Annotated in this window: 28 protein-coding genes and 1 pseudogene; 10 read left to right on the forward strand and 19 right to left on the reverse strand. The window is 34.2% G+C overall.

Going from position 1 to position 25,493, the window contains the following annotated elements:
- Positions 1-85 precede the first annotated feature (85 nt).
- Positions 86-745, reverse strand: coding sequence for a class I SAM-dependent methyltransferase (locus MHH66_RS17755; protein ID WP_002030981.1), 660 nt, complete (start codon positions 743-745; stop codon positions 86-88).
- Between the two features lie 369 nt (positions 746-1,114).
- Between MHH66_RS17755 and MHH66_RS17760 the strand changes: the two genes are divergently transcribed.
- Together MHH66_RS17760 and MHH66_RS17765 are read left to right on the forward strand one after the other, a co-directional pair.
- Entirely contained in the window at positions 1,115-2,080 is a 966-nt protein-coding gene (locus MHH66_RS17760) for a DMT family transporter (protein WP_063217868.1), read from the forward strand.
- A gap of 16 nt (positions 2,081-2,096) precedes the next feature.
- Positions 2,097-2,768 carry a GntR family transcriptional regulator gene (locus MHH66_RS17765; RefSeq protein ID WP_002030983.1) on the forward strand — a complete coding sequence of 224 codons (672 nt, stop codon included), beginning with the start codon at positions 2,097-2,099 and terminating at the stop codon, positions 2,766-2,768.
- 52 nt (positions 2,769-2,820) lie between these two features.
- Here MHH66_RS17765 and fbpA read toward each other — a convergent pair whose 3' ends face one another.
- Both fbpA and MHH66_RS17775 read right to left on the reverse strand, forming a co-directional pair.
- Positions 2,821-2,991, reverse strand: coding sequence for a Fur-regulated basic protein FbpA (fbpA, locus tag MHH66_RS17770; RefSeq protein ID WP_002012091.1), 171 nt, complete (start codon positions 2,989-2,991; stop codon positions 2,821-2,823).
- 193 nt (positions 2,992-3,184) lie between these two features.
- Positions 3,185-4,084 carry a cation diffusion facilitator family transporter gene (locus MHH66_RS17775; protein WP_078184270.1) on the reverse strand — a complete coding sequence of 300 codons (900 nt, stop codon included), beginning with the start codon at positions 4,082-4,084 and terminating at the stop codon, positions 3,185-3,187.
- A 268-nt stretch (positions 4,085-4,352) separates the two neighbouring features.
- On the opposite strand from MHH66_RS17775, the gene MHH66_RS17780 reads away from it, so the two are divergent.
- Positions 4,353-5,426: a WD40/YVTN/BNR-like repeat-containing protein gene (locus MHH66_RS17780; RefSeq protein WP_078184269.1), complete on the forward strand. Its 1,074-nt coding sequence runs from the start codon at positions 4,353-4,355 to the stop codon at positions 5,424-5,426.
- A 38-nt stretch (positions 5,427-5,464) separates the two neighbouring features.
- On the opposite strand, the gene MHH66_RS17785 is transcribed toward MHH66_RS17780, so the two are convergent.
- Both MHH66_RS17785 and MHH66_RS17790 read right to left on the reverse strand, forming a co-directional pair.
- Positions 5,465-6,571 carry a DUF4179 domain-containing protein gene (locus MHH66_RS17785; protein ID WP_078184268.1) on the reverse strand — a complete coding sequence of 369 codons (1,107 nt, stop codon included), beginning with the start codon at positions 6,569-6,571 and terminating at the stop codon, positions 5,465-5,467.
- Positions 6,568-7,134 (reverse strand): sigma-70 family RNA polymerase sigma factor, encoded by a 567-nt coding sequence (locus tag MHH66_RS17790; RefSeq protein ID WP_078184267.1) that lies wholly within the window; start codon positions 7,132-7,134, stop codon positions 6,568-6,570. Before MHH66_RS17790 ends, MHH66_RS17785 begins: the two co-directional genes overlap by 4 nt.
- Positions 7,135-7,402: 268 nt before the next feature.
- Between MHH66_RS17790 and asnB the strand changes: the two genes are divergently transcribed.
- Positions 7,403-9,226, forward strand: a complete 1,824-nt coding sequence (gene asnB, locus MHH66_RS17795; RefSeq protein WP_078184266.1) for an asparagine synthase (glutamine-hydrolyzing) — start codon at positions 7,403-7,405, stop codon at positions 9,224-9,226.
- 46 nt (positions 9,227-9,272) lie between these two features.
- Here asnB and MHH66_RS17800 read toward each other — a convergent pair whose 3' ends face one another.
- The gene (locus MHH66_RS17800; RefSeq protein ID WP_002012083.1) at positions 9,273-10,100 is read right to left on the reverse strand and encodes a protein phosphatase 2C domain-containing protein; all 828 of its coding nucleotides are present in this window, start codon (positions 10,098-10,100) and stop codon (positions 9,273-9,275) included.
- A gap of 124 nt (positions 10,101-10,224) precedes the next feature.
- Between MHH66_RS17800 and MHH66_RS17805 the strand changes: the two genes are divergently transcribed.
- From MHH66_RS17805 to MHH66_RS17815, 3 genes and pseudogenes are all read left to right on the forward strand, one after another.
- Positions 10,225-10,635 carry a MarR family winged helix-turn-helix transcriptional regulator gene (locus MHH66_RS17805; RefSeq protein WP_002030991.1) on the forward strand — a complete coding sequence of 137 codons (411 nt, stop codon included), beginning with the start codon at positions 10,225-10,227 and terminating at the stop codon, positions 10,633-10,635.
- Entirely contained in the window at positions 10,619-10,948 is a 330-nt protein-coding gene (locus MHH66_RS17810; protein WP_078184265.1) for a DUF3147 family protein, read from the forward strand. Before MHH66_RS17805 ends, MHH66_RS17810 begins: the two co-directional genes overlap by 17 nt.
- A gap of 19 nt (positions 10,949-10,967) precedes the next feature.
- Positions 10,968-11,180, forward strand: a pseudogene (locus MHH66_RS17815) (alpha/beta hydrolase); the annotation flags it as partial.
- Positions 11,181-11,219: 39 nt separating this feature from the next.
- Here the strand turns inward: MHH66_RS17815 and MHH66_RS17820 are convergent.
- The 6 genes from MHH66_RS17820 to MHH66_RS17845 all read right to left on the reverse strand — a co-directional run bounded on the left by MHH66_RS17820 (position 11,220) and on the right by MHH66_RS17845 (position 14,698).
- The gene (locus tag MHH66_RS17820; RefSeq protein ID WP_000461762.1) at positions 11,220-11,591 is read right to left on the reverse strand and encodes a hypothetical protein; all 372 of its coding nucleotides are present in this window, start codon (positions 11,589-11,591) and stop codon (positions 11,220-11,222) included.
- 89 nt (positions 11,592-11,680) lie between these two features.
- Positions 11,681-12,256 (reverse strand): histidine phosphatase family protein, encoded by a 576-nt coding sequence (locus MHH66_RS17825; RefSeq protein ID WP_078184264.1) that lies wholly within the window; start codon positions 12,254-12,256, stop codon positions 11,681-11,683.
- 123 nt (positions 12,257-12,379) lie between these two features.
- Positions 12,380-13,471 (reverse strand): serine hydrolase, encoded by a 1,092-nt coding sequence (locus MHH66_RS17830; RefSeq protein ID WP_078184263.1) that lies wholly within the window; start codon positions 13,469-13,471, stop codon positions 12,380-12,382.
- Between the two features lie 86 nt (positions 13,472-13,557).
- A complete protein-coding gene (locus MHH66_RS17835) occupies positions 13,558-14,193 on the reverse strand; it encodes a cupin domain-containing protein (protein ID WP_002135452.1) in 636 nt (211 codons plus the stop codon).
- 161 nt (positions 14,194-14,354) lie between these two features.
- Positions 14,355-14,516, reverse strand: a complete 162-nt coding sequence (locus MHH66_RS17840; protein ID WP_000109008.1) for a hypothetical protein — start codon at positions 14,514-14,516, stop codon at positions 14,355-14,357.
- Positions 14,517-14,581: 65 nt separating this feature from the next.
- The gene (locus MHH66_RS17845) at positions 14,582-14,698 is read right to left on the reverse strand and encodes a hypothetical protein (protein ID WP_002031004.1); all 117 of its coding nucleotides are present in this window, start codon (positions 14,696-14,698) and stop codon (positions 14,582-14,584) included.
- A gap of 131 nt (positions 14,699-14,829) precedes the next feature.
- On the opposite strand from MHH66_RS17845, the gene MHH66_RS17850 reads away from it, so the two are divergent.
- Positions 14,830-15,252 carry a YfmQ family protein gene (locus MHH66_RS17850; RefSeq protein WP_002011948.1) on the forward strand — a complete coding sequence of 141 codons (423 nt, stop codon included), beginning with the start codon at positions 14,830-14,832 and terminating at the stop codon, positions 15,250-15,252.
- A 53-nt stretch (positions 15,253-15,305) separates the two neighbouring features.
- On the opposite strand, the gene MHH66_RS17855 is transcribed toward MHH66_RS17850, so the two are convergent.
- Genes MHH66_RS17855 through MHH66_RS17875 form a run of 5 tightly spaced genes read right to left on the reverse strand, consistent with a single transcriptional unit; the run spans position 15,306 to position 21,097 of the window.
- Positions 15,306-16,139 carry a hypothetical protein gene (locus tag MHH66_RS17855; RefSeq protein WP_078184262.1) on the reverse strand — a complete coding sequence of 278 codons (834 nt, stop codon included), beginning with the start codon at positions 16,137-16,139 and terminating at the stop codon, positions 15,306-15,308.
- Between the two features lie 20 nt (positions 16,140-16,159).
- Entirely contained in the window at positions 16,160-17,422 is a 1,263-nt protein-coding gene (locus MHH66_RS17860; RefSeq protein WP_078184261.1) for an MBL fold metallo-hydrolase, read from the reverse strand.
- Positions 17,419-19,089, reverse strand: coding sequence for an ABC transporter permease (locus tag MHH66_RS17865; RefSeq protein ID WP_002031009.1), 1,671 nt, complete (start codon positions 19,087-19,089; stop codon positions 17,419-17,421). The genes MHH66_RS17860 and MHH66_RS17865 overlap by 4 nt, the downstream gene beginning before the upstream one ends.
- Positions 19,090-19,101: 12 nt before the next feature.
- Positions 19,102-20,127: an ABC transporter substrate-binding protein gene (locus MHH66_RS17870; RefSeq protein ID WP_002086426.1), complete on the reverse strand. Its 1,026-nt coding sequence runs from the start codon at positions 20,125-20,127 to the stop codon at positions 19,102-19,104.
- On the reverse strand, positions 20,105-21,097 hold the full coding sequence (locus MHH66_RS17875) for an ABC transporter ATP-binding protein (protein ID WP_063217879.1): 993 nt from the start codon (positions 21,095-21,097) through the stop codon (positions 20,105-20,107). Before MHH66_RS17875 ends, MHH66_RS17870 begins: the two co-directional genes overlap by 23 nt.
- Positions 21,098-21,258: 161 nt before the next feature.
- Between MHH66_RS17875 and MHH66_RS17880 the strand changes: the two genes are divergently transcribed.
- The gene (locus tag MHH66_RS17880) at positions 21,259-22,152 is read left to right on the forward strand and encodes a LysR family transcriptional regulator (protein ID WP_016092902.1); all 894 of its coding nucleotides are present in this window, start codon (positions 21,259-21,261) and stop codon (positions 22,150-22,152) included.
- 40 nt (positions 22,153-22,192) lie between these two features.
- On the opposite strand, the gene MHH66_RS17885 is transcribed toward MHH66_RS17880, so the two are convergent.
- Together MHH66_RS17885 and MHH66_RS17890 are read right to left on the reverse strand one after the other, a co-directional pair.
- Positions 22,193-22,717: a DUF4398 domain-containing protein gene (locus MHH66_RS17885; RefSeq protein WP_002189094.1), complete on the reverse strand. Its 525-nt coding sequence runs from the start codon at positions 22,715-22,717 to the stop codon at positions 22,193-22,195.
- A gap of 109 nt (positions 22,718-22,826) precedes the next feature.
- Positions 22,827-24,095 (reverse strand): MFS transporter, encoded by a 1,269-nt coding sequence (locus MHH66_RS17890; protein ID WP_063217880.1) that lies wholly within the window; start codon positions 24,093-24,095, stop codon positions 22,827-22,829.
- A gap of 118 nt (positions 24,096-24,213) precedes the next feature.
- Here MHH66_RS17890 and MHH66_RS17895 point away from each other — a divergent pair, with 118 nt between their 5' ends.
- On the forward strand, positions 24,214-25,428 hold the full coding sequence (locus MHH66_RS17895; protein WP_063217881.1) for a helix-turn-helix domain-containing protein: 1,215 nt from the start codon (positions 24,214-24,216) through the stop codon (positions 25,426-25,428).
- Positions 25,429-25,493 lie beyond the last annotated feature (65 nt).

Here is a 25,493-nt window from a genome sequence, read left to right on the forward strand (position 1 = left end):
TTACTACCGCTTTCACCTCATATGTAATAATATATTTCCACATAAAAAAAGAGCACACATCATTTAATCGATGCATGCCCCTCTTTTATTTATACATATTTTGTATCTCTTCTTTATTTTTAAGTATTTCCGAAAACTTATCGCTACAACCTTTCGGAAATAAAACTCCGAGTCCATATGAATGCCCAAACTGAAAATGAGGATATTTCACCTTGACCTCATCCCAAAACTTATACACACCAAAATCACCGTTTTTAACTTCAATATCATGAAATAATACAATACCGTTTTTCGCAACTTTAGGTAACCATGTTTTATAATCATGAGAAACAGCTTCATACGTATGATAGCCATCAATATGCAAAAGATTTATCGTTTCATCTTGAAACTCATCCAGAGCATCATCAAAAGTAGACCGAATTAAATTCCCTATATTCAGGTAGTTATCCCTCACCACTTTTTCTACTATTTGAAAAACCCCTTCTCCATATGGACCTGTATGCCCATCTCCAGCCCAAGTATCTACAGCAAAACATTTTGTGGCTAACCCACCATCTTTTACCCCCTGGCAAAAACTAAAAAAGGAAGCACCTAAATGCGTACCTAACTCAACTAAAGTTGCTGGTTCTTCAAATCTTACTAAATCATATGCGAAATCTAAATGCCCACTCCACGCAGATTGTGACCGAATAATAGGACTAAAATTTTCAAATTCAAACGATGGTTTATGAGTAACCCAGTTCATCACGTATCTCCTTATACACATATTTTTAACAAACCAAATTACTCTTATCTTTATTTTTTTGGCGTCGCGATTATGATTATATTTCATAAAAAGATGATCGTTCTTAATAAAATGAAACTTTAATCAGTGGGGGTTTTTCCATCCTCCACTGATTATTAGCCCTCACCAATTGGACTTTTACGAGCAGCACGACTCCCACCTAACTTCCTCGCATTCGCCGAATTTCAAGGTGGGAGTCTTACTGCCCGTTAATGCGGGATAAACAATTTTATTTTTAATTAGAAATTTCAGTTTATTGATATTCCATTCTGTGATATATTGCATATTGTATCCAATATATTTTTTTAAAAAGGAGGACTTATATATTTTATGGATTCAAATCGTTTAAAAGGAATTATTATGGTTGTAATCGGTGCTTGTTTATGGGGCTTATCCGGAACAGCTGCGCAACAACTTTTTCAGTATGAAAACGTTTCTACTGAATGGTTAGTTACAATCCGTTTGCTTATATCCGGTGCTATTTTGCTCATTATGTCATCATTCGGAGCGAACAAAAAAGAAATATTTGGAATTTGGAAACAAAAGTCTGATGCAAATAAGATAATTTTGTTCGGTCTTTTAGGCATGCTTGCTGTACAGTACACGTACTTCGCTTCTATTAAAGAAGGAAACGCTGCTGTTGCAACTTTGTTACAATATTTAGCCCCTATATTTATCACTGTATACTTACTTTTCAAATGGAGCGTTCGTCCATCAAAAATTGATTATATTTCAATTACCCTCTCATTAGTAGGGACTTTTCTCCTATTAACAAACGGTTCTGTTCATAACTTAGCTGTATCTACACCTGCTATCATTTGGGGCATTTTATCTGGACTATCTCTTGCATTTTATAGTTTGTATTCAAAAGAATTGTTAGAAAAGTGGTCTTCATCCGTTATCGTTGGATGGGGGATGATCATTGGGGGGATTGGCGTAACGATTTTACACTTTATTTCCACAAACGAATTCATTTTATTATCAACTATGAAATATGTAAAACTAAGTACCCTCCCGCTCATTACATTTGTCGTCATTTTCGGGACACTCATCGCATTTTATTTATACTTAGATAGCATAAGATACCTTACGCCTAAAGAAACAACATTATTTGGCTGTACAGAACCACTCGCAGCTATTATTTCTTCTGTGCTTATTTTGCACGTACCGTTTCAATCTTTTCAGTTATTAGGTGCTTTTTGTGTAATTGTAATGGTGCTCATATTAAGCCAAAAACCGGATAAAGGAAAACCAAAATTAAAGCTTGTTAATACGAAAAAGAAATATATACAATGAAAGGATTGAATTCACTATGCCTGTCCCTCAAAATTATAAAAAACCAGGAAGAGTTTCAGCAAAGTCACTCGTTTTAAATCAACTGCAAGATTGGATTATAGAAGGTGTTTTACGACCTGATGAAAAAATAAATGATGGGGAATTGGCAGAAGCACTAGGAGTAAGCAGAACACCTGTTAGAGAAGCTTTACAAATTTTAGAGCTTTCTGGATTAGTTGAAATGGTACCTGGGCAAAAAACGAAAATCGCGCCTATTAAGTTAGACGACGTATCTATCATTTATGAGACGATAGCTGGTCTTCACTCAATTATAGGAAAGCAAGCACTGCAAAAAGTTACAGACGCTGATATTAAACTACTTTCCGAGATAAATGATGCTTTTCAACAATCTATACATGAAAAAGATTCAAAAAAAGCTTTAGAACTAGATATACGATTTCACAATACAATTACTTCTATTGCTAAAAACCGATATATTGAACCTTTTCTAGAAAATATGCAACTTCACATTTTACGCCTTGAATATTTATTTTTCCAAAACTTCGTGCCTGCAAGTCAATCTATTAAAGAACATCACTCTATAATTCAAGCACTACAAAAACAGGATGAAAAACGAATGGAACAAATGATGTCTCAAAACTGGCTCCGTCCAATGAAAGAAATACAAAAAATAATTTCTATGAAATAATAAAGCTGGTTACACAAAAGTGTAACCAGCTCCTTCTTTAATAATCTATATGCTATGCCTGAATATTTGCGTAATCTTCAATATGCTCGTACTCTTTTTCCAATTCCTCTAAAGATAGCTCGTATAATTGTCGGTCGCGAATCTTAAACACCCCTGCTCCAATTAACTCATCAATTAAATGTCTCTTACGATTTTCAACAGCAAAACGGAGTTGACTACTCATCTTTTAAAAAACTCCTTTCTACGATCATTGAAAATGATAATCTTTATCAATTACCACTTTTGATTATAAAAGATGATTCTTAATAAGTAAAGTAATCTTATGAAATATTTACCTTACAAAGTATTTGTGGCCACATTATATATATGTATGCCACGCGAAAAATGTTATGACACTTTTTCATACCCTTTTTCTTTCATACTTTGCAAGTTGTCTCATTATGGTTAAATTCACCTTCTATTTCAACTTGAATGGTGACATGTTCTACATGAAATTTCCCCTTTAATACATCCGTTGCTTCTTTCAATACGCTTTGCGTTTCATTACCTTCGATAATAAGATGGCAAGTTAATACTTGAAAATCTGATGTTACAGACCATATATGTAAATCATGAACTTCTTTTACAATAGTAATATTTAATAATGTATTTTTCACCTCTTCAGCATCTATGTGCTGCGGTGCACCTTCCATTAATATATGAACTGTATCACGTGTTACACGCCATCCACTTATAATGACTAAAATAGACACAAGAATACTAGCAACCGCATCTGCAGCAGTCCATCCAAAAAATTTAATAAGTAACGCAGCAATAATCGCTCCAACTGAACCTAATAAATTGCCTAGTACATGTAAGAACGCACTTCTTAAATTTAAATTACCTTTCACATCTCCGCCTCTCATTAATATCCAAGCTGATACAATATTAATAAGCAGACCAAGCACAGCAATAATGAGCATTCCATTACTAGCGATTTCAACTGGTTCCTTAAAACGACGAATTGCTTCAATAAAAATATATACTGAAATGACAATAAGAACGACACCATTACATAATGCCGCTAACATTTCGACTCGCTTATACCCATATGTTTTCGCAGCCGTCGCCGTTTTTTCCCCAAGCTTGAACGCAAGTAAACTTAAAGCTAAGGATACTGCATCACTTAACATATGCCCTGCGTCAGACAATAGTGCTAAGCTATTTGTTACAAATCCGCCAATAACTTCAGCAATCATAAAGCTTGTTGTTAATAAGAAGGCAATTAATAACGCTTTTTTATTTTTTGAATGACCGTGATCATGTGAGTGTCCCATACAAATACTCCTTTAAGTGCAATATCTGTATGTTAGTATGAAACACATTCCCTATCTTTATCCCCCATTAACGCCCGATAGTGAATGCTACTAATCCGTAGAAGATGAACAATACCCCACTGATTAAAGTTTCACTTTATCCCGCTTCCTCTGTATACAAACTTCGCTACTTTTCAAACAAGTCCTTTTTCTCAACTAAAAACAAGACTACTTCTTTTTTATTTTCATATTGTTTACTAATGAAAGAATTTTTAAGGGGGTTACAAACTTGAAACGACTATTTCTCTGCATGGAGCGTGAACTTGTTGTAGTAAAAGAACAATATGGTAACTATGAAACCACATATCATTTACAAAATATGCAACCTACCTGTATTGTGGTTGATCCATTCCAAACAAATCGTGTATATTGCGGCACATTTGGACGAGGTTTATGGCTAAGTGACGATGGCGGGGATTCATGGAGACCAATTGGAGATTCATATCGTTACTTTGATTTCCCTAAAGAGGATGGTATTTTACACTCTTCTATTACTTCTATAACGATAAGCTCAAATGAACAAGTTAACGGCTACGGCGTCGTTTATGTCGGCACAGAACCGAGTGCTTTATTCCGTTCAGAAAATGGTGGTGAAACGTGGACTGAACTTAAAAATATGAAATCATTATTATCTTCCTATACTTGGGCTTTTCCGCCTAGACCTTTTACCCATCACGTACGCTGGATTACAGTTGATCCAAACAATCCAAATACACTCCATGTTTCAATCGAAGCTGGTGCTGTTATTCAAAGTAATGATAAAGGGCATACATGGATTGATAAAAAATTCGGTGCTCCTATCGATGCTCATCAATTACTCATGCACCCTGAAGCCCCAAATCGCCTTTATGCATCATGTGGTGACGGATTTATGTGCGGACCTGATCGCGCATATCTTGAAAGTTATAACAGTGGAAACAGCTGGATCTCATGTAGTGACGGACTTGAGCATCATTATTTATACAGCATGGCTATCGATCCAGCTGATTGCGATACAATTCTCGTTTCTGCCGCACCAAGTGCTGATTTAGCTCATCACCGTATTCCTTATGAATCTTATATTTATCGTAAAACGAAAGAGACTCCGTTCCAGCAAGTACAGCAAGGTCTACCATCTGCAATTGGTACAGTCATTTCGATGTTTGCTACAAATCCAGCCGAACCACATACGTTTTACACTTTAAATAACAATGGCATCTTTCAATCCACTGATAGCGGTGAAACGTGGGAACAACTAAACATTACATGGAAAGAGGAATATAAAACGCAGCATCCGCATGCATTGCTCGTTACTAGTTCTTAACAAAAAGAGCCTGCCTTCATTTAAGGCAGGCTCTCTATTTATTTCTTTAAATCAATGACAATATCATCTAACACTATATCTTTACTCTTCGCTTCTTTTTTCGGTACTTCTATTTTCTTCTCTTTCCCATTCACATACTCCACTCCACCATGATTTTCAGGTGTATGAACTCGCAAGTGCACACGAGGTGTAACGATAAGCTTTGTTGCATTTTCGTTCAACTTTTGGAAGGTAGCACTCCAACTACTTTTATGTGGCTCTGCTACTGTACTACTTCCGCCATTTCCTTCACCAGCATAATGATTTCCTAAATCATCTTTTATTTCTAACTCAACATCCGCACTATCCCATATACTTCTTAATGCCTTAGATTCTTCTTGATTGAAAAAAACGATAAATGACATTGGGGTTACTTCCATTTTGTCTATATTTACTTTTATTAATTCATTTTCAGAAACCCTATTAACCTTTACTTCCGTACTATCCATTGCTTTTAAACTAAGCGCGAAATTCCAGTTCCCCTTTATTACATTACCTTCATAATCCAACTCAATTGCCTCTATATCCCACCAAACATTTGCAACATCTAACCTTTCACTACCATGACCACTCATCGTAGTCATACCTACATATTTTCCCTCTCCAACTTTTGTCACGTCCGAACTACCTCCTCCACCATTAAAACCCATCACTTGCGGACTTCCAAATGGGAACGGTTTCTCTCCTAAATCTTTTTCGCTTTCAATAGAATATGTGATTGTAATTGTTCTACCATCGAACACAGCATCATTAATTGTAACCTTAACCCCATTACTCTCTCTCGTCATATTTAATTCAGTCGAAAACTCTTTATAATTTTCATATAACCCTGTTCTACCATTATCTAAAAATCGGAATATGTCACCTACAATTGGCAATCCCCCGGCATATGTAGGAAACCCGATACCAAGCGTTGCAACTGATAATCCTACTAAAATAGATGCAGCAGCGACACCCTTTTTCCAACTTTTCATCTTTTTCTTCATACGTATCGATTGTTTTACATTACGTTTTACTTTTTCTTTTTCAATTTCAGAAGCCTCAATTTCCTCAAGTTCTTTTTCATCTATATCAATGTCATTTAATAGTTCATAAATATCTTTCATATTGCACTACCTCCAAAACTAATATTCGTAGCATTTTGTTGTAGTTTCTTTTTTCCCCGGTACACACGATTATCGATCGCCGCCCTGGTTAATCCTAACTTGTCACCGATTTCCTCTGTCTTCATACCGAGAAGATATTTCATAATGAACACCTTTTGATCTAACGGTTCTAATTGATTAATAAGCTTCAATAACTCTTCCCTATCTTCCATAACGATTAATTCATCTTCTGCCGATTTTTCTGTACTAATATGAAACTCATCTGAAATAATTTCTACTGTTCTAGTCGCTTTCCGGTAATAATCAATCGCCTTAAACTTTGCAATCGCTGCAATCCATTTTTTAAAATCATTCGGCTCTCCATAAAATTTATTTGCATTATTCCAAATGGAAAGAAATATATCGTTTACACATTCCTCTATGAGTCCATCATTTTGAACCGGAAGAAGAACTTTGTGCGTTATCCCCTTTATGAGCGGTAAGTATGTATCGACAACAAATTCTAGCGCATCTTCCTTCTGCCGCTGTAATCTTTTTATAAAATTTTTCTCATTTGATTTCATGTAGCGATTCCCCTTATTTTTTTGTAAAAGCTTTTACACCCTATATAACGTTTTGGAAATTTTTTTCTCTCATCTTTTTTATTTTTTGTATGTAATGGAATACTTTTCCTTAGCCATTGTCTCATATAAATATAAGCTTGAAGAAAATTTTCTCAAGTCTGTAATTCAATTAGTGTAGTACACTATTTATGCAGACACTCTTTAACCTAGTGTACATTTCATTTAATTAATCTACTTTTATAATTTTAAATTAGGAGATGAAATTTGTATGTGTGGAATTACAGGTTGGGTAGATTGGAAGAAAGATCTTTCAAATGAACATGTTATTTTAGAAAAGATGGCGAATAGTATTCAGCATCGCGGTCCTGATGCTGAAGGATTTTGGTTTTCTCCTCGTGCGGCCTTTGCACACCGACGTTTAATTGTTATTGACCCAGAAGGTGGGACGCAGCCAAAAACATTCCGTGCCGGTGATTATACGTATGCTCTTACTTATAATGGAGAAATTTATAATTTTCGTGAGCTGAGAGAGCAGCTTCAAAAATGTGGTCATGCATTTGGAACTCATTCAGATACAGAAGTGTTACTACATGCTTATTTAGAATGGAAAGAAGACTGCGTACAACATTTAAACGGAATTTTCGCTTTCGCCTTATGGGATGATCAGAAGCAACAATTATTTTTAGCACGCGATCATTTAGGTGTAAAACCACTTTTTTATATGGAAAGAAATGACAGTGTTATTTTCGGATCTGAAATAAAAGCGTTATTAGCTCATCCATCTGTTCCTGCTGAAATTGATGCGTATGGAATAAATGAAATATTTGGATTAGGCTTATTTCGAACTCCAGGATGTGGCGTCTTTAAACATATTCAAGAAGTTCGTGCTGGACATTCTATAACATTCACACGTGATAAAAAAGTAGTTAACAAGTATTGGAATTTAGAAAGTAAGATCCATACAGACTCTACCCAAGACACATCTTCTCATATTTTATCTATCTTACAAGATACAGTAAAAAGACAATTAATTGCTGATGTTCCCCTCGTTTGTATGTTATCAGGCGGATTAGATTCTAGTGGTATTACTGCACTGGCAGGTAAAGAATTTAGAGAGGAACACAAAACACTTCACACATATTCAATCGATTTTTTAAATAGCGCGAAAGATTTCGAACTGACATTTGCTCGAACTGGTCTAGATGCTCCTTGGGTAAAACGTGTTTCTGAACATGTAGGGACATCGCATCATGACATTATTGTGAATGCTGAAGAGTTAGCAAATCACTTATTCGTTCCCCTTCACGCGAAAGATTTACCCAGTGCTGGCGAAATGGAAACTTCACTTTATTTACTATTTTGCGAAATGAAAAAAGATGCAACCGTAGCTTTATCTGGAGAATCTGCTGATGAAGTATTCGGGGGATATCCTTGGTTTCATCAAGAAGAACTATTATATGTAGATAAGTTTCCGTGGTTAACAAACTGGAAAAACACATCTTCTCTATTATTAAACGAAGTAACAACTCAATGTAATCCTGAGCAGTACATTAATAAACGATTCCATGAGGCTGCTCTTGAAGTACCTACTCTTGAAGGTGAAAGTAAAAAATCCGCGAAACAACGTCAAATGTTTTATTTATTTTTAACACGATTCCTTCCGTTCTTACTCGACCGTAAAGACCGTATGAGTATGGCTGTAGGATTTGAAGTTCGTGTACCGTTTTGCGATTATAGATTAGTTGAATATTTATGGAACGTTCCTTTCAACATAAAAAGTATTGATAATATTGAAAAAGGAATTTTACGTAGGGCACTGAAACCAGCTTTACCTGATGACGTACGAAATAGAAGAAAAAGCGCTTACCCTACTTCACAGGATCCACACTATTTACAAACAATCCGCAATTTAACGCTTGATATGTGCAGCAATAAAAACAATCCTGTTTTCTCACTCATTAACCATTCCATATTACTTGCAATTGCTGATCAAAGTAACAAAGAGATTACCAATTTTGAAGCAAGAAGTGCTATGGAGTATATGCTACAAGTAAATGAATGGTTGAAAACGTATCATATTCATATTGCTTAACAAAAAGGAGTTCAAGGACAAAAACCCTTGAACTCTCTTTCATTTATTAATTGGCACATTGTCTATTTTCAGTATCGATGGACCATCCAATAATAGTGGCACAATCTCTACCTTTCCACTGAAGTACATTTGTTAATACAGGCTCAATCTGTAAACAAGATCCGTCGTGTAATATTTCTACTAAAGATTGATCATCATCAAACTTTAGTTTATCACACTCTAAAATACCATCCGTTGCCATTACAATGTGATTCTGACCTTTTTCTAATCCCCTTACCCCTGATGTAAAACAAGGTGTATTCGCTGCAAAAACATTTTTTCTTCCTATATACTCATAGTTCTTACGCTTATTTAGCCTACCTTTTCCATTTTTCGTTTGCTCTGAATGGAATAAATACGCGAAGCAATCACCAACTGATAGCCAATATAAGAACTCGCCTTTTCGTAAACAAATTAAACATGCAAGTTCCTCATCATCTTGGTCACATTTCTCGATAAATAGCTCATCTGTAAATAACGCTAATAAATACATATGTGTATGATGAAATGCTAAATGGATTGGGTATGAAAATAACTCTTTTAGTTTTTCTTCTCTTTCTGAAATCGCTTCTATTATATAATGTATATTTTTCGTTTTATGATGTGTATCAAAAATCATAACAAATTCAAATTCTAATTTCGGATCCCACCAAGCTAGCACTGCATCTCCTCTTTCATATGCATCACTCTCTTGATTTCCTCCATATACGCCGACTGAAAGAGGACCACATTTTTCAACATGTATTTGATCTACATACATCTTTTCATGACTAATCCATTTAAATGTATTCACAGCTATCATCCTCTCTCTTGCTAAATGTATACCTTTACACATAGATTACCTTATATTTCAATAAAAATAAACTTTTTCAACATTTTTAATGAAAATAAAAGGATTTCACTTCTGAATCAACGAATATATCTTACTATACGATATAAAAATAGGAGGATTTATCATTATGAAAGACATTAATCAACATTGGGAAAGTATTTATTATCACTTACGATATGAATATGAAGACAACCTTTCTCACCAAGCTATTCGTATTTTACAAATCGTTTCTCGTGAGAAAGATATAACAATTGGAAAAGTTGCTACTGAGCTTAGTCTCTCTCATAACACAGCATCTGAACACGTAAAGCGCCTTATTCAAAAAGGATTTATTATAAAAGAAAGAAACAAACACGATGAAAGGGTTGTAAACCTTACTTTAACGAAAGAAGGCATTGAAGTATTAGAAAAGCATACTTTACTAGATAAAGAAAAGATAAAAATATTAGAATCACAGTTATCAAAAGAAGAACAACAATTAATTGAAAAAGCCTTTTCGTTATTAGCGAAGGAGGCAAAATATGCATTTCCTCGTTAAAGTAATCGTTTCGGCACTTATTATCAGCGTTATTACTGAAGTCGCTAAACATTATAGTACGATAGGCGGCTTTATTGCTGCCCTTCCACTCGTTAGTTTACTAAGCCTATTTTGGATTTCTTTCGAAGGTGGGAGTAAACAAGAATTAAGTCAATTCGCTTTAGGCGTATTATATGGATTTCCTGCATCTGCACTACTATTATTTATTGTTTATATCGGTTTAAAAAACTCCTTTTCACTTAGTACATCTATACTCTTCGGCATATGTGCCTGGTGTATCGTCTTTACTTGCCAAAAAGTATTTCAAGCTTAGGGGTAATTACTATTAATAGATCAGTAGAGATCCTCAATATTCTATTGCTCAATTGATTGAGGACGGTATGCCAAAAGAAGAAGCTACACAACTTGAAGATATGTGGCAAGAACTTATTCGTGAACAATTAAATCTCTCAATAAACAGCCAATACATTTTGGCTGAACATGCTAGTCACGGGATAGAAAACGATCGTCCAGATGCTATCATTGAAGCCATTCACTTATTGTAAATAAAAAAAGGAAGCAACTAAAGCTGCTTCCTTACTTATCTATTCATAGTCTTCTTCATCATCGACTTCTTCATAATACGAACTCCCATTGCTTACATATATAGGACCGTTCGCAACATCAATACGTAGTACCCATGCCCACGGCACAGCTAAACGTTTATGTATTGCTCTCCAAAAGTTCATTGATTTTCTTTCGTACTCCTGGAACTCCTGAAGTAACTCTTTATAGGAGGAACCGTCTAACTGAATATTTGCTTCTAATAAACGAGAATGGGCATAGTACTGTAACTCTAGTTCAGCAGCAATCTCCATTTCTTCTTCCGTTGCCATACCTATAATTGCTCCATCTGCTGGTGCGATTTCATATACGTTGTGAACTTCAATAAGCCCTTCTTTCTCTTTCTCAAACATGTAAACAGCCTCCTTTAACCAATATTTTTTATGTTACAAAGTCATACTTCTACAATACCTTCTCCCTTTCCTCTTTTTTTGATAAACTTTTACAAATTATTTATCTGATAATCTGTAGACTGTATTCTTTCAGCAGAACTGAAACAATTATTATCAAAAGTTAATTTATACACATCAGGCATATGAAGGGTTTTCCAAAACTGAAAACCATATTTCGAATCAAAATAATTCATTAGTAATACCATAATATTCCCATGAGTACCTATTACAATATTCTTACCTTTATATTTTTTTAATATACTTTGCATACATATTACAGCGCGTCTTTGCGCTACATCATTTGATTCTCCGCCTTCGTATGCAAAAGTCCAGTCTTCCCATACCTTCTGAATAGCATCGTTAAAATCTGTTACTGGCTCTTTACTTAATAACCTTTCCCGTAAATCTTCTTCCAGTTGTATTGATAAATTATATGTATTCGCAATTCCTTGCACGGTTTGAATCGCCCTTTTATACGGGCTAGAAATAACAACATCAATTTTTTTATCCTTTAACAAACTTGTTACATTACCTGCATCAATCTCTCCTTCTTCAGATAAGGGACGTTCCCATTCTTCCTTTGTATATGTAGAGTGAGCGTGGCGAACGAAATATACTGTAGTCATTATTCAACTTCCTTTCTTAGTTTCAATCTATATTCCATGCAGTAAATAGGAAATCCTGTATCATGAATAGAAAAGAGCGCCTTTTAAAAAGCGCTCTTTTGTTTACATAATAAAATTATTCCATTATAACTTTTTTCTGAATTCTTCATCTGTTATAGCATCTTGAATAAAATAATCTATATTATTTCTCAGCTTTTGATATGCAACTTGATCTTCTATATCGTTAAACATAATTACAACTTCTACCTTATTCCCTTTCTTATCTGTAGTATACAAACTTTTTGTCAATACGAATGCGGTAGAACCACCTTTTTGACCAGCATATTCCAACTTACTATTTTCAACTGTTCCTTTAAAAACATTATCAATTTCATCTTGCATTGATTTTGGAAAATAATTTCTACTATTTATCTTTTCCATTAAACTCAAATAATCTTTAGCATTTGCACTCACTAATCGATCTGACCAAATACGCTGGAATTCCATATCTATTTTTAATGGTATATCACGTTTCTTCCATTCACTTTCATCTTTCATCCATTCATGTATTTGTAACACGTGTTTATTATATTCATCATTAGACATGTTACGTATCATTTCTAACGATTGATTTTCTGGCTCATTAAGCTCTTTTTCTACATACCCTCTCATATATAGTGAAGCAGTATACGAAGAGAACTTGTCATGACTAGTAAGTTCTAACTCTTTTAAACTATCATTTACTCTTTCTATTCCAAGCTTATCTAACAAATATGTTGTATCCGCATTAGAACTATAATGAATCATCCCTTTAGCCACTTCTTCTAAAGCAATCTGTCCATTTTGCACTAACTCTCTTACTTTTGAATCTTCTAACCAGTCAGGATGCGCTCCACCATCAGTGTTTTTAACATAATATTTTTCTAAATCCTGCAATGAAATTTGTTCATCTCGACTTATTTTTCCTTCTGACACTTGCTTAGCAAATTCAACTGCTATTACGATTTTTGCCGTACTTGCTAATGGTAATTTTTTATTTTCATTTACAGATGTTACTACTTCACCGTTTTTTCTAATAAGTAATGAACATGTTTCATCACCTTTATGTTCTTTTATGTAGTTTAATACGTAATCAGGATCTTCTTTTGACAAATAGTACTTCATAATAAAAAAGAAAGCTATAACGGCTACTATAATGACTCCTGCAACAATTCCTATAATCTTTAATATGTTCACAATATGCCCCCTTCTATATAATAATTATAACGAATCGAATTACAAAATTATACAAAATAGAGTAACTCTTCCTAAAACAGAAAGAGTTACTCTATTTCACATGATGTTATTTGTCCATTTAACGTAACGATTATATTTGAGTCGTCACTTTCTTTAACGCTATTTAGTCGATTTGAGTTAGGAGGACCAATTACAACTGACTCCTTAATTGGCGAAAGGTCCTTTCCTAATTTTTCTGCACTTACACCGTATGCAGCTTGAAATACTTCTGGCGGTGTTAATCTAAGTATGTCTGACCCCTCTGCTGTTTCAAACTGATCGTTATTGAAGAACAAATGTAATTGTACTTCTTCTGTTACCGCTGTAATCCAATGCCACCATCCCATTGGAATAAAGACAGTTTGCCCCGCTTTCACATGATAATTTTGCAATTGATTCGTTTCGGGATTTAAAATGGATGTAACTGCTTCTCCTGATACAACAACATCTAATTCCCACGCATTCGGATGCCAATGTGGTTCCCGCATATGCCCTTTCGTCATAAACAAATCAACAAACGCCCCTCCTATCATCGCAGGTAACTGCGTTGAGGTAACTTCATATGCAACGTTTTTCTCATCTCTTTTAAAAAAGACATTTTTTCTCGAATCAAAGAAAAGATTTGGCGTTCCTGAGCTTTTCTTTAAATTTTTATTATCTGTAACATAACCTGAACTACTCATTCAATCCCTCTTTCCCGCTCCGAACATTTCTGATTTTACACTGTATCGTATGGGGAAATTTTATAAATGTGCCTATTAACAACATAACAAAAAAACATGCTTTCATTATGAGAGCATGTTTTGTGATTTTTTTCACATTATTTAGTTAAAAAATAAACTTTTTACTTACCATGATGTAACATTAAATCACTAAGTTCTTCTTCAATGTGATTTAATTTCGCAACTCCTTCTTTCCACTTATGAATATAACGCGATACCCCGACAATAAATAAAACAATAATTGTAGAAAGAATAATACCATATACGATTGTTACAGTACTCATAGTTACACTTCCTTATAATTAGTAATGTTGTTATTAGTTATATTTTTATTATAAACCTTTTTCTTTTAAAATACTTCGATTTCAACTTTTTGTAACAAAATTGATTTTTCTAATATTTCGTTCATAAAAATGGAATATTTTTCACAAATTATACAAAACTTCACCATATGTACTATTGCCACATGAGTTATATTGTTAAATAGGATAAAGTGAAATTTTAGTCAGTACGGGGTATCTATCCCACACTGATTATTAGCCCGCACCAACCAGGATTTTACGGACCGTTACTGTGGGATAAAGGGGATGAAATACTATGACGACTTGGTTTATTGTAATGTTAGTTGTATTTGGAGCATTTAAAATTATTGTTTCTAGCCTTCCTAACTCTGCTATTGAATCCATTATTAGCAAGTACGAAACACATCCACAACTTGAAGAAGAGAATGTGACTGTTACAATCAATGGAAATAACTTAGAAGGCGAAAAGAAATCCAAAATTATTCATGATTTTAATGAAGGATTATTTTTAGATCGCTATTATGCACCACCACACAATGAAGGCACTCCTTTAATTATCAATGCAAAACGTGGCAAAAAAGATTTTACATTTTATATTTATAGTCATGAAGAGCATGTTGATGTAGTAAAACAACATAAAAAGAAGGTAGTTGCTTATAGTTTACGCTCTAAAAACCTTCAAAATAATGATATGTTCGTGTCAGCTGATTTAGCTTAATACTCATATATTAGAAGAAGGAATCCATGGCACATGGATTCCTTCTTTCCTATTTACTGAAAAATAAGCTCTGTCTTCAAACTATCTTTCGGTAACAACCATCCTTTTTGTTCTAAACTCTTCATTAATAATTCTCTTTGTTTTGTTGCAATACTTTCCTCATTTGTTTTAAACGACACTTCTATTACGAAATCATCTTCTATTTTCCCGGTATTACTTAATGGCCAAACTTCAATATTCGTTTTTATATTTTCAAACTCCCCTGTATACCGTTTCATTAATACAGGACCGTAAATACGAGAATTCTTGAGCATTTCTTCTCCCCAATTCGTATACAACCATTTGTTCATTTTCCCTGGCAACTTTTCTATTAACATGTTTTGAGCGGCTCGTTCGTTTGGTAAATCAAGTATCCCATATCCTTTAGCACTATAACTTTTCTTATTTGAAATACTTAACGTTTTTTTCTCAAATCCCCAATCTATTTCCGCCTCATAACTATCAGTTTTACTATCAAATCCATCCTTCTTAGCTACTTCTAATGCATCTTGAATCATACCATTTTGAATCGGGTATCTCTTTTTATATGTTAGCTCAAAATCTTTACTAAATTCTTTCTTTCGAATCCTCGCAAACCAACCTTCATTACTTAAATTTTTATTCGCTGTATCTAAAAATTGCACTTGTATTCTTTCATAATTTGTACCAGCCTGGAAATGTTCTAGTACCTCTTGCTTCATCTCTTTGTTATAACCTAATACTTGTTCTGGCTTTAATAATAACTTCACTTCAAAACTAGGTTTCATTGGACTAGCAGCAAACCCTTCCTTAACATGATAAAGGAAACAACAAAAGAAAATACTTACGAATACAAATACCTTTTTCATATACCGATCTCCTTTACATTTTAAATTACTTCTATACGTTCCATTGCAAGTGAATACACATTTTCATATCCTGCTATGCTAAGCTTTTCCTGCAATCGATCCGTATCCTCTTTCAAAGCATGTACTAACACCGTATGTTCTGGTAATAGTGTATTTAACATTTCCTTAACGTCACTTATACTTTGATGAACTTTATATGGAACTCGCTTCACCCTACATTCTTTACCTACACGTTCCTTCAAAACTTTTTCTGCAAAACTTCCTTTAGCAATATGTCCAGTCAAGATAATCGAATTTCGTTCTTCATGCCGAAGTTGTTCATAATACAACTGTGCTCGTTTCGTTTGCATATTCGCATCACTCATTACAACTATTCCGTAACTATTTTGCATACAAATTTCCTTATCCATAACTATTATGTTTCTTTTTAAATCCTCCACAACCCGTTCAAGTTTTTCATTATTTTTTAGCCAATCTTTATATATGAACATTTCTTCAAAACCAACCAAAATTTCTTTATCTACTATAAGCGGAAACTCTTTATATCGTTCATATAAATACAATACTATATCTTGCGCCCTACCAAGTGAGGGCAGTGGTAGTAATGCCGTTCCTTTATTTTGAGCAACTCGTTCAATTTCTGCACATAATTCGTCTACTCGTTCCTTTTGTGAAACATCATCAGTGTGATAAGCGGCATCTACAATTGCAATTTTTATATCGCTTCGCAAATTTTCAGGTAAATTAGCTCGTAGTATATTAGATTCTGCTGAATAATCACCAGAATAAAATACGTATGTATTACACATATCCACTAAAAACCAAACAGCTCCTAATACATGCCCACTATACCCCCATTGAAACCGCAACGTTGGTGTAATCTGTATCCATTCATTTGGATTACTAATCTCATCAATACATACATAATTTAGATCTTTAATATTTTGATCGTTATAAGGTAAATTCCACCCTTTTGAAAGATTGTAGTTTCCCCATTTTTCAAAATAAGCTGGAAGTTGCTCCTTCGTATAACGAGTCGTCCAAATTTTTTTCTTATATCCATACTTCGGCAATAAAGGTAAACCCATCGTATGGTCTTCATGAATATGTGATAAAAATACTGCATCCAAAAATGGAACAACTTCTCTTTCTATTTTAGGATAACTATCCTCATATGATCGATTAATACCACAATCAAATACTATTTTTGTCTCTTTATTTTTTACAAAATAGCAGGAACGACCGTATTCTCCCGCTCCTCCCCATACTTCCATCCTCATCATGCTACCCCTTTTCGTTTTTGCTCCATATGTTGCAGAAGTAATAAGCACATTGTTGTAAGCCCAACAGAAACAACAGCCATTGCCATTCCTATAGATACTTCTCCTTGTTCAAATTGAGCAAAAATAAACGTTGCTGACGTTTCTACTGATGGAGGTAGTACGAGAAGCGATGCTACTAACTCTCTTATCGAAATCGTAAATGTCATCGCCCATCCAGCAAGAATTCCTGGAATAATAAGCGGCAATATTATTTTTCTAAAAATATAAATATAATTCCCAGAAAAAATACTTCCTGCCTGTACAAGAGAATCATCAATTTGTCCGAGCGATGCTTTTACATACTGCACCGTATAAGGTAAAAAGAGAACAACATACGTTACGATAACCATGACTGGTGTATTGTAAATTGACATAGGCATATAGGGTGAATTCCAAAATAAAATAAGCCCTACAACCATCACTATTCCTGGTACCATATTCGGTAACATGCCGCACATATCAAGCCATTTTTCAGAGGACTTTTTCCCCTTTCGAATCATAAGCGCCAAAAATACGCCAATAATTACAGCAACAATCGCCGTTACGAGTGAAAAAAGAAAACTGTTCCATAAAGCTTCTAATCCCGGAGAACCAATTGTAAATAATGCTTCATAATGGCTTGTTGTAAAGTTATTAAAATGTAAGCCACCGCCTCTTAACTTCGACAAAGAAGCAATAAGTATAGAAAAGTATGGGATTCCAATTGCTACTATTAGTAAGCCAATTACATAAACCCATGCTATAACGCGCGCAAATATAGACAAAGTATACCTTTTAGATTTCACACCTTTTCCACTAACCATTGCATATGTATACTTTCGATTCAATACATTTTGCATATACCAAATGAGCATACACGCACTAAGTAATAAAGAAGATAGTGCTGTGGCACTGCCAAAATCAATCGGCCAACTAGAGATAAATTTATGAATCTCAGATGTTAACACATGGAATCCTATTCTACGTCCGAATGTAGCTGGTGTTCCAAATTCAGCAATCGTCTTTACGAAAATGAGTAAAGCACCCATTACATAACTTGATAACAATAACGGTAGTATTATTTTTCTTAAACGATAGAAAAAACTTCCACCATGAACTGCTGCCGCTTCTTCTTTACTACTCCCAATCTGAAGTAACGTGTTTTTCAACATGAAGTAAAGGAATGGGAATAAATGCAGACTCATAATTAAAACCATACCGCCTAAACTAAAAAACGATGATGAAATCGGCTTTAAAGCCGGAAAAAATTGTTCAAAATAACCGTTAGGTTGCATGAACAAAATCCATCCCATCGATCCGATATAGGGCGGGGTCATAAATGGGATCATAAAAACAATATCTAACTTACTATACTTTCCTACATCTGTTTTGCTCATAATGAACGCCAATGGAAACGCAAATATTGTAGCTCCTATTACAACGAGTACACCTAGAAGCATCGAATTCAGAAAAATTCCAGCTAATCCACCACTCTGCATGACTTCAAAAGGCTTTAAAAAATTCCAACTGCTATTTTCATATACACTAGAAAATAAAATGAGAAAAAGCGGAATGACGATTAACATCGCCACAAGTAACAACGCTACTGTCATTCCAACTTGTCTTACTGATACGAATCGATTTACCATGTAATCACCATCTTATTGAAATACTTTCTTAAATTGTTTTGCTATTTCATCTTGTTCTTTCTCAACTGTTTTCCAATCAATATTTAATACTGGAATCTCTTCTACATTCGGTCTATTTTCAGCTTTTATATCTTTTCTACCTGGCAACAAATACGCTTTAGAAACTTGTTTTTGCACATCATCTGATAATAAATAATCAATAAACTCTTTTGCACCTTCTACATTTTTACTATCCTTCATAATGCCTGCTGCACGTGGACTAATGACTGTTCCGCTTTTTGGATATACGATATCAACCGGTTCACCCTTTGCTTTTGCACTGTACGTCATATAGTCAACACCCGCAATTACCATATCTTTCGCACCTGTTACAACTGGGTCTAACGCTTCTTGGTTTGCCCCAGCTACTGTAACTTCATTTTTCTTAAGCTGTTCAAATAAATTCCATCCATCTTGTCCATTCTTTTTCACATATCCTGTTACAAAGTCTAAAGCTGAACCTGAAAGTGCTGGATCTGGAAGATTCACTTTCCCTTTCCATTCTCCTTTCGTTATATCGCTCCAATCTTCAGGTGCTGTCTTCACATTTTTTGTGTTATACACAATTCCTAATGCTGAAGCACTATATCCAAAATAATGTCCTTTATCATCCGACCATTCAGAACGAAGCTTATCAGCTTGTTTTGCTTCTTTATAAGCTAACGTTTGCCCATCTTTTTTTAATCCTTCCATCGCTGGTAAAGAAGCAAGTACGACAACGTCAACGACTGGATTTTTCTTTTCAGCCTCCATTCTTGCTAAAATCTTACCTGTTGTTCCTTGAAACATTTCTACTTTTATCCCTGTTTTCTTTTCAAAGTCCTTTTGAATTTTTTCTGCTAATCCTTTTGGTCCTGCACTATATACAACAATTTTCTTTTCATTAGCGTTTTTATTTTTTGCATCTACACTGCCTGTCTTTGAGCTACAACCTGTTACTACAGCAGAAAATAGTAAAGTACATACAAATAAAGACTTAAGCGAACTGAATTTCTTCATACGATTCTCCCCCTATATGATGAATACATTTTTTTGGTACATATAACGATACCGGTTTACCAATGCTTAGCTTACTATTGTGATAAGCTGTCCATACACCGAGTGTCCCCATGTTTACTTTCACTTCATAACGTTCTCCTACATATGTAACGTGCTGAACTTCACCTGTATACATTTCGCATAAGTCATTTTTTGTCCAGCTCACATGCTCTGGACGAATCATTTTTTTCCCCTCTACAAGCCAATTTGCCTTACCAACAAATTTTGCAACAAATTCATGAGACGGTTTCACATAAATGTCTTCTGGTGTTCCTTTTTGTAATACTTCACCCTGCTTCATGACAATAATTTGGTCTGACATTGACATAGCTTCTGTTTGATCATGTGTTACATACAATGCCGTTAAACCAATTGAATGAACGATGTCCATAAGTTCTAATCGCATTTCTTCTCGCAAAATTGCATCGAGTGCACTTAACGGTTCATCGAACAAAATAAAATGAGGTTTCGTTACAATTGCTCTAGCAAATGCGACACGTTGCTGCTGTCCACCTGAGAGTTCATGCGGATATCTTTTCTCCATACCTTGCAAACGAACTCGCTTTATCGCATCTTCTACCTTTTCTCTTAAGTGATTCGTTTGCTTTGTAGCCCTTAAACCAAATGCAACATTTTCAAATACAGTCATATGCGGCCATAAAGCAAAATCTTGAAATACCATGCCGATATTCCGCTCATGAGGAGATGTTTTTATCTTTTTAGCAGAAGAATACATGCACTTATCTCCAAAATATATTTCACCTTTATCCGGTTCCTCAAGCCCTGCAATCATTCTAAGTAAAGTCGTTTTCCCGCATCCTGAAGGTCCTAAAAGTGTGGTGAATTCCCCTTTTTTCATTACAATCTGTAACGGCTTTAACGCCTGTGTTTTCCCAAATGCCTTTTCTAATCCATGAATTTTAATATCCATCGTTTCACCTCTCTCCCCTCATTCTTAACCTGCTTTCATTCTATCTGGAAGTTTTATACTGAATGTTAATGTACTGTAAAGATTAAATTAAAAAATCTCTAATAAACTATTTATTTCTATAGATTTTTTCTATAGTTAGAAGAAAAAGGGGCCAACTTATCATGAATCTCTTAAAATTAGAAATTGTAGTGCTTATTAAGAAATACAAAAAGCTTACTATCGTTGCAGAAAAACTTGGCGTTAAACAACCTACTATTACGTTTCATATAAAAAGCTTAGAAGAGGAACTTGGTGTGCCTTTATTTGAATTACGTTCCGGAAGGTATTTCTTAACAGAAGCTGGTGAAGCATTGCATCATTATGCTTGTAAAATAGATGCACTTATGAAAGAAGCTAGGCGGGTCACACAAGAGTTTAAAGATTTTAATAAAGGCGCTATAACAATTGGTGCTAGTTATGTACCCGCGACTTATCTTTTACCAGAAGTTGTTCACCAATTTCAATGCGAATTTCCAAATATAAAAATAACACTCATAGTAAAAACAGCTCCTGAAATTCGAACGATGCTACAAAATCATGAAATTGATCTCGGGATAATTTCTGCGGCACCGTTTGACGAACCACTTCTAAAACAAATGAATGTAATGCCTGATACACTTGTTCTTGCCTTTTCCAAAGAACATCATCTTTCTAAAAGAACAAATGTATCATTACAAGATATCGAAAAAGAACGTATATTATTGCATCGTAACCCATCTACAACGAGAGATTTACTTACACAATGGACGTTAGCACATAACATTACATTCCAATCAGAAATTGAACTAGATTCATTAGAAACGATGAAACAAATTTTAAAATATGGTAATGGGGTTGCCTTTATTTCAAAACTTGCTATTGAGCAAGAAGTACAACGAAATGAGCTATGCTATATACCGATCCCTGATTTTGAATTTCAGCGTAATATTTATACCATTCATCATGAGGACAGATGGAATTCTAAAATAATTTCTTTTTTACTACACAGCATTACTTCTTTTGCAGAAAAAAATTAAAAGGCTGTCGTTATACACGACAGCCTTTTAAACTATAACTCTATTTGTTTTTCTTATCCTCAATTTTTGCTTGTGCCTCTTCAGCCTTATCTAATGCTTCTGAAACTTTTTTCTCTTTTTCTTTTACATCATCTATACTATCAACAGCTTTAATTAATTTATCGATGCCTTCTTCATTTACCTTTTTTCGTTTCGCTACTCTTTCATTTACTTTCTCTTCCACATCTTTTGCTTTTTGAAGCATATTCTCTGCATTTGATGTCACAGCTTTTTCAAGTGCATCATCTTTTTTCTTTTGTAACACTTCATTTGCAATATCTTTCGTTTCTAAATACTTACCGTCTTTTAATGCTGTCGCACCGTGATCTAGTAACTGAGCGACTTCTTTATATGCCTTCGCTTCATTTCCTGATTTCTCTTTTTCCGCTTTTTCAAACCACATAATCGCATCACTATATTTTTCATTTTTCAATGATTGCATACCTGTTTCAATATACGTGTCATAATTACTACATCCAGTCATTACGACTAACAGAAAAAGCATTACAAAACTTAATTTTCTCATGATGTTTTCTCCTTTTCTTTGCCTGCTCACTTTACTGTAACATACATGAAAAGGAGTTTCAAAAACTAAAATACTAATATGGTCATTTTTATATTATTAAAATTTTCTTTTAAACCGATACATCCACTTGTTTTTTCGCCATATGTTGCTTTACTCCAACTAATACAACTAACAATAACCCCCCGCCTATCGTCATCATAACAATGCTAGTTGGCAACATATCTAATAATAATCCATATACAATCATACCGAGTGGTGCGATTGCAGTAGCAATTGTTTCAAGTAGGCCAAACACACGCCCTAAGTAGCTCGGATCTGTCGTTTTTTGCATATGTACTTGCATCGGAATATTTACAATCATAATTGCTATACCCGTTAACATCATAAAAGCAATATAGTAAATAAAACTTGCCCCTTTTGAAATGGTAACTACCAATGGGAAGACTGTACATAAACTTAAACCCGCAAACAAAAACAGCCCAGTATAAATAGAACGAAACGGATTATTCACTTCTTTACGCACCGATAAAGCAATCGCACCCATTAGCATCCCGACTGCTAACATTCCCTCTACAGTACCGAGTTGCTTTGAAGATAAATGCAATGTATGGACGATAATATATGGAAGTGCTACTGTTAGCCCACACGCAAAAAAGTTTACCCACAATGCTATTTTCATTAAACCATATATTTCATGCTGTCGTTTTACATATAAAAAACCTTCTTTTATACTCGTCAAGAAACGCTCTTTACTCTCAGCCACTTCTTTTTTATATAAATCAAATACAATAAATAATTGCAAAATAACTGCTAAAAAGAACGTAATACTATTTAACAAAAAAAACGACTTAATGGAAAAGAAGCCAAATACAACTCCACCAATAATCGGCCCTAATATATTTGATAAAGAAGCTGCCGTTTGATTTAAAGCACTCGCTTTCTGAATACGCCCCGCATCTACTAAATTAGGAATAGACGAAGTTAATGCAACAGAATAAAAACTTGCACAAATTGATAATAATGCTGCTGAAATATAGATAAAAAGAAGTGATGGTCCAAATATAGTAGCAAGAATAAACATAATAAGCATCGTTAAACTACTTAATAAATCAGTGCCAATGACAAGCCACTTACGATTCACGCGGTCAGCTACAGCACCCGCAATCGGACCACAAATCATCCTTGGAAGTGATCCACAAACGAGCGTAATAGCAAACCCCATCCCTGAACCAGTTGTCTTTAATACGTATAATCCCATGGCAAACGTATAAATACCCGCCCCTAACAAGGACGTCATCTTTCCAATCATCATCAAAATAATATTTCTCGTTGCAACTTTCATTCTTGAATCATTTTCTCCTATACTTATATCTCCCATAATGACTCTCTCCCCTTAAAAGTTAAATTGTGTTAAACTTATTATATAATCAACTTTCCAATTTTTACAACAAAAAGTTAAATACAATTTAACTTTTTGATTATAAAGGAGCAATAATATGGCAACTCTCGGAGCAAAAATTAAAGCATTACGAAAAGAAAAAAAATTTACACAAACAGAGCTGGCAGGTTCGGAACTGACAAAAAGTATGCTTAGTCAAATTGAAAATGGAAAAGCTACACCTTCCATGAAAACATTACAATACATCGCTGAAAAACTTGGATGCGAAACGAGTTTTTTATTAGAAGAAGATGAAGGAGAAATTGTAGAACTCATTCAAAAAATGGAGCAACTAATAAAGGAAAATAAATGTGATGAAGTATATGGGACTTTACTACCTATCGTTCAAAAAGAGTTACCTTCCACTCTAAATACGGCTCGTTTATATAAACAGTTCCTAACAGGAGCAGCTATTATGAACGATTATAATATTGAATATTACGTTGAAACTGCTGTTTCTATATTTGAAAAGTATACTTTATATCGAGAAAGCACTGAAACGAAACTACTGTTTTACTATATGCTCTTCAAACGTAAAAAATATAAAGAATGTTTACAGATGATTACCATTATTCGTGATGAATATAAAACGAAGAATTTAGAAATGGATCTTATTACGCATATACAATTATACTTAAAAGAAGCAATTATTTTACTCGCATATGGTGATTATGAAAAATGTGAAAAAGTCATTTTTGATGCACTTGCATTTTCAAAAAAACATCAAGTGTATTATAAAACAGATGATTTTTATCGTATTTTATCTTATCAAAAAATCATTACAGCTGATAAAGAACGATATTTATATTACATAAAAAAATCTGAGCAATTTGCTATATTTACAGAAGATACTTTATCCACTGCAAATATAGATATATTAAAAGCTTATTACTACAACACCGTTACGAATGAATATACAATCGCATTAGAGCATCTAGAGCAATTTCGAGAAAAACTAAAAAACGAGCCAATTTTTCAAGACAATGGACTGTATTATCTTGAAAAAGGAAAATCTTTATATGGTTTAAAACGTTACGAGGAAGCTTCGGAAACATTACAACGTGCTATCATACCAAATTATATGAGCCATCCACTTGATCAATCATGGTTATTAACAGCTGGATCTTATCGTGCCCTTTGCTATATAGAACTTCAAGATAAAAAATCTGCTCTGAAAGAAGCAAAAGAAGCAGTTCAAGCGATAGATGACTATCCTGATTCCATCTTCTCTTCATTTATTAAAGAAACATTACAAATAATACAAAAACTTTAAAAATGTCTCGAAATGGTATATTATTCCTCCTTTTTTGCAAAGATAATAATGATGGGAGGAATATA

Origin of the sequence: Bacillus sp. FSL H8-0492 (genome assembly GCF_038006145.1) — a bacterium.
Lineage (GTDB): Bacteria > Bacillota > Bacilli > Bacillales > Bacillaceae_G > Bacillus_A > Bacillus_A mycoides.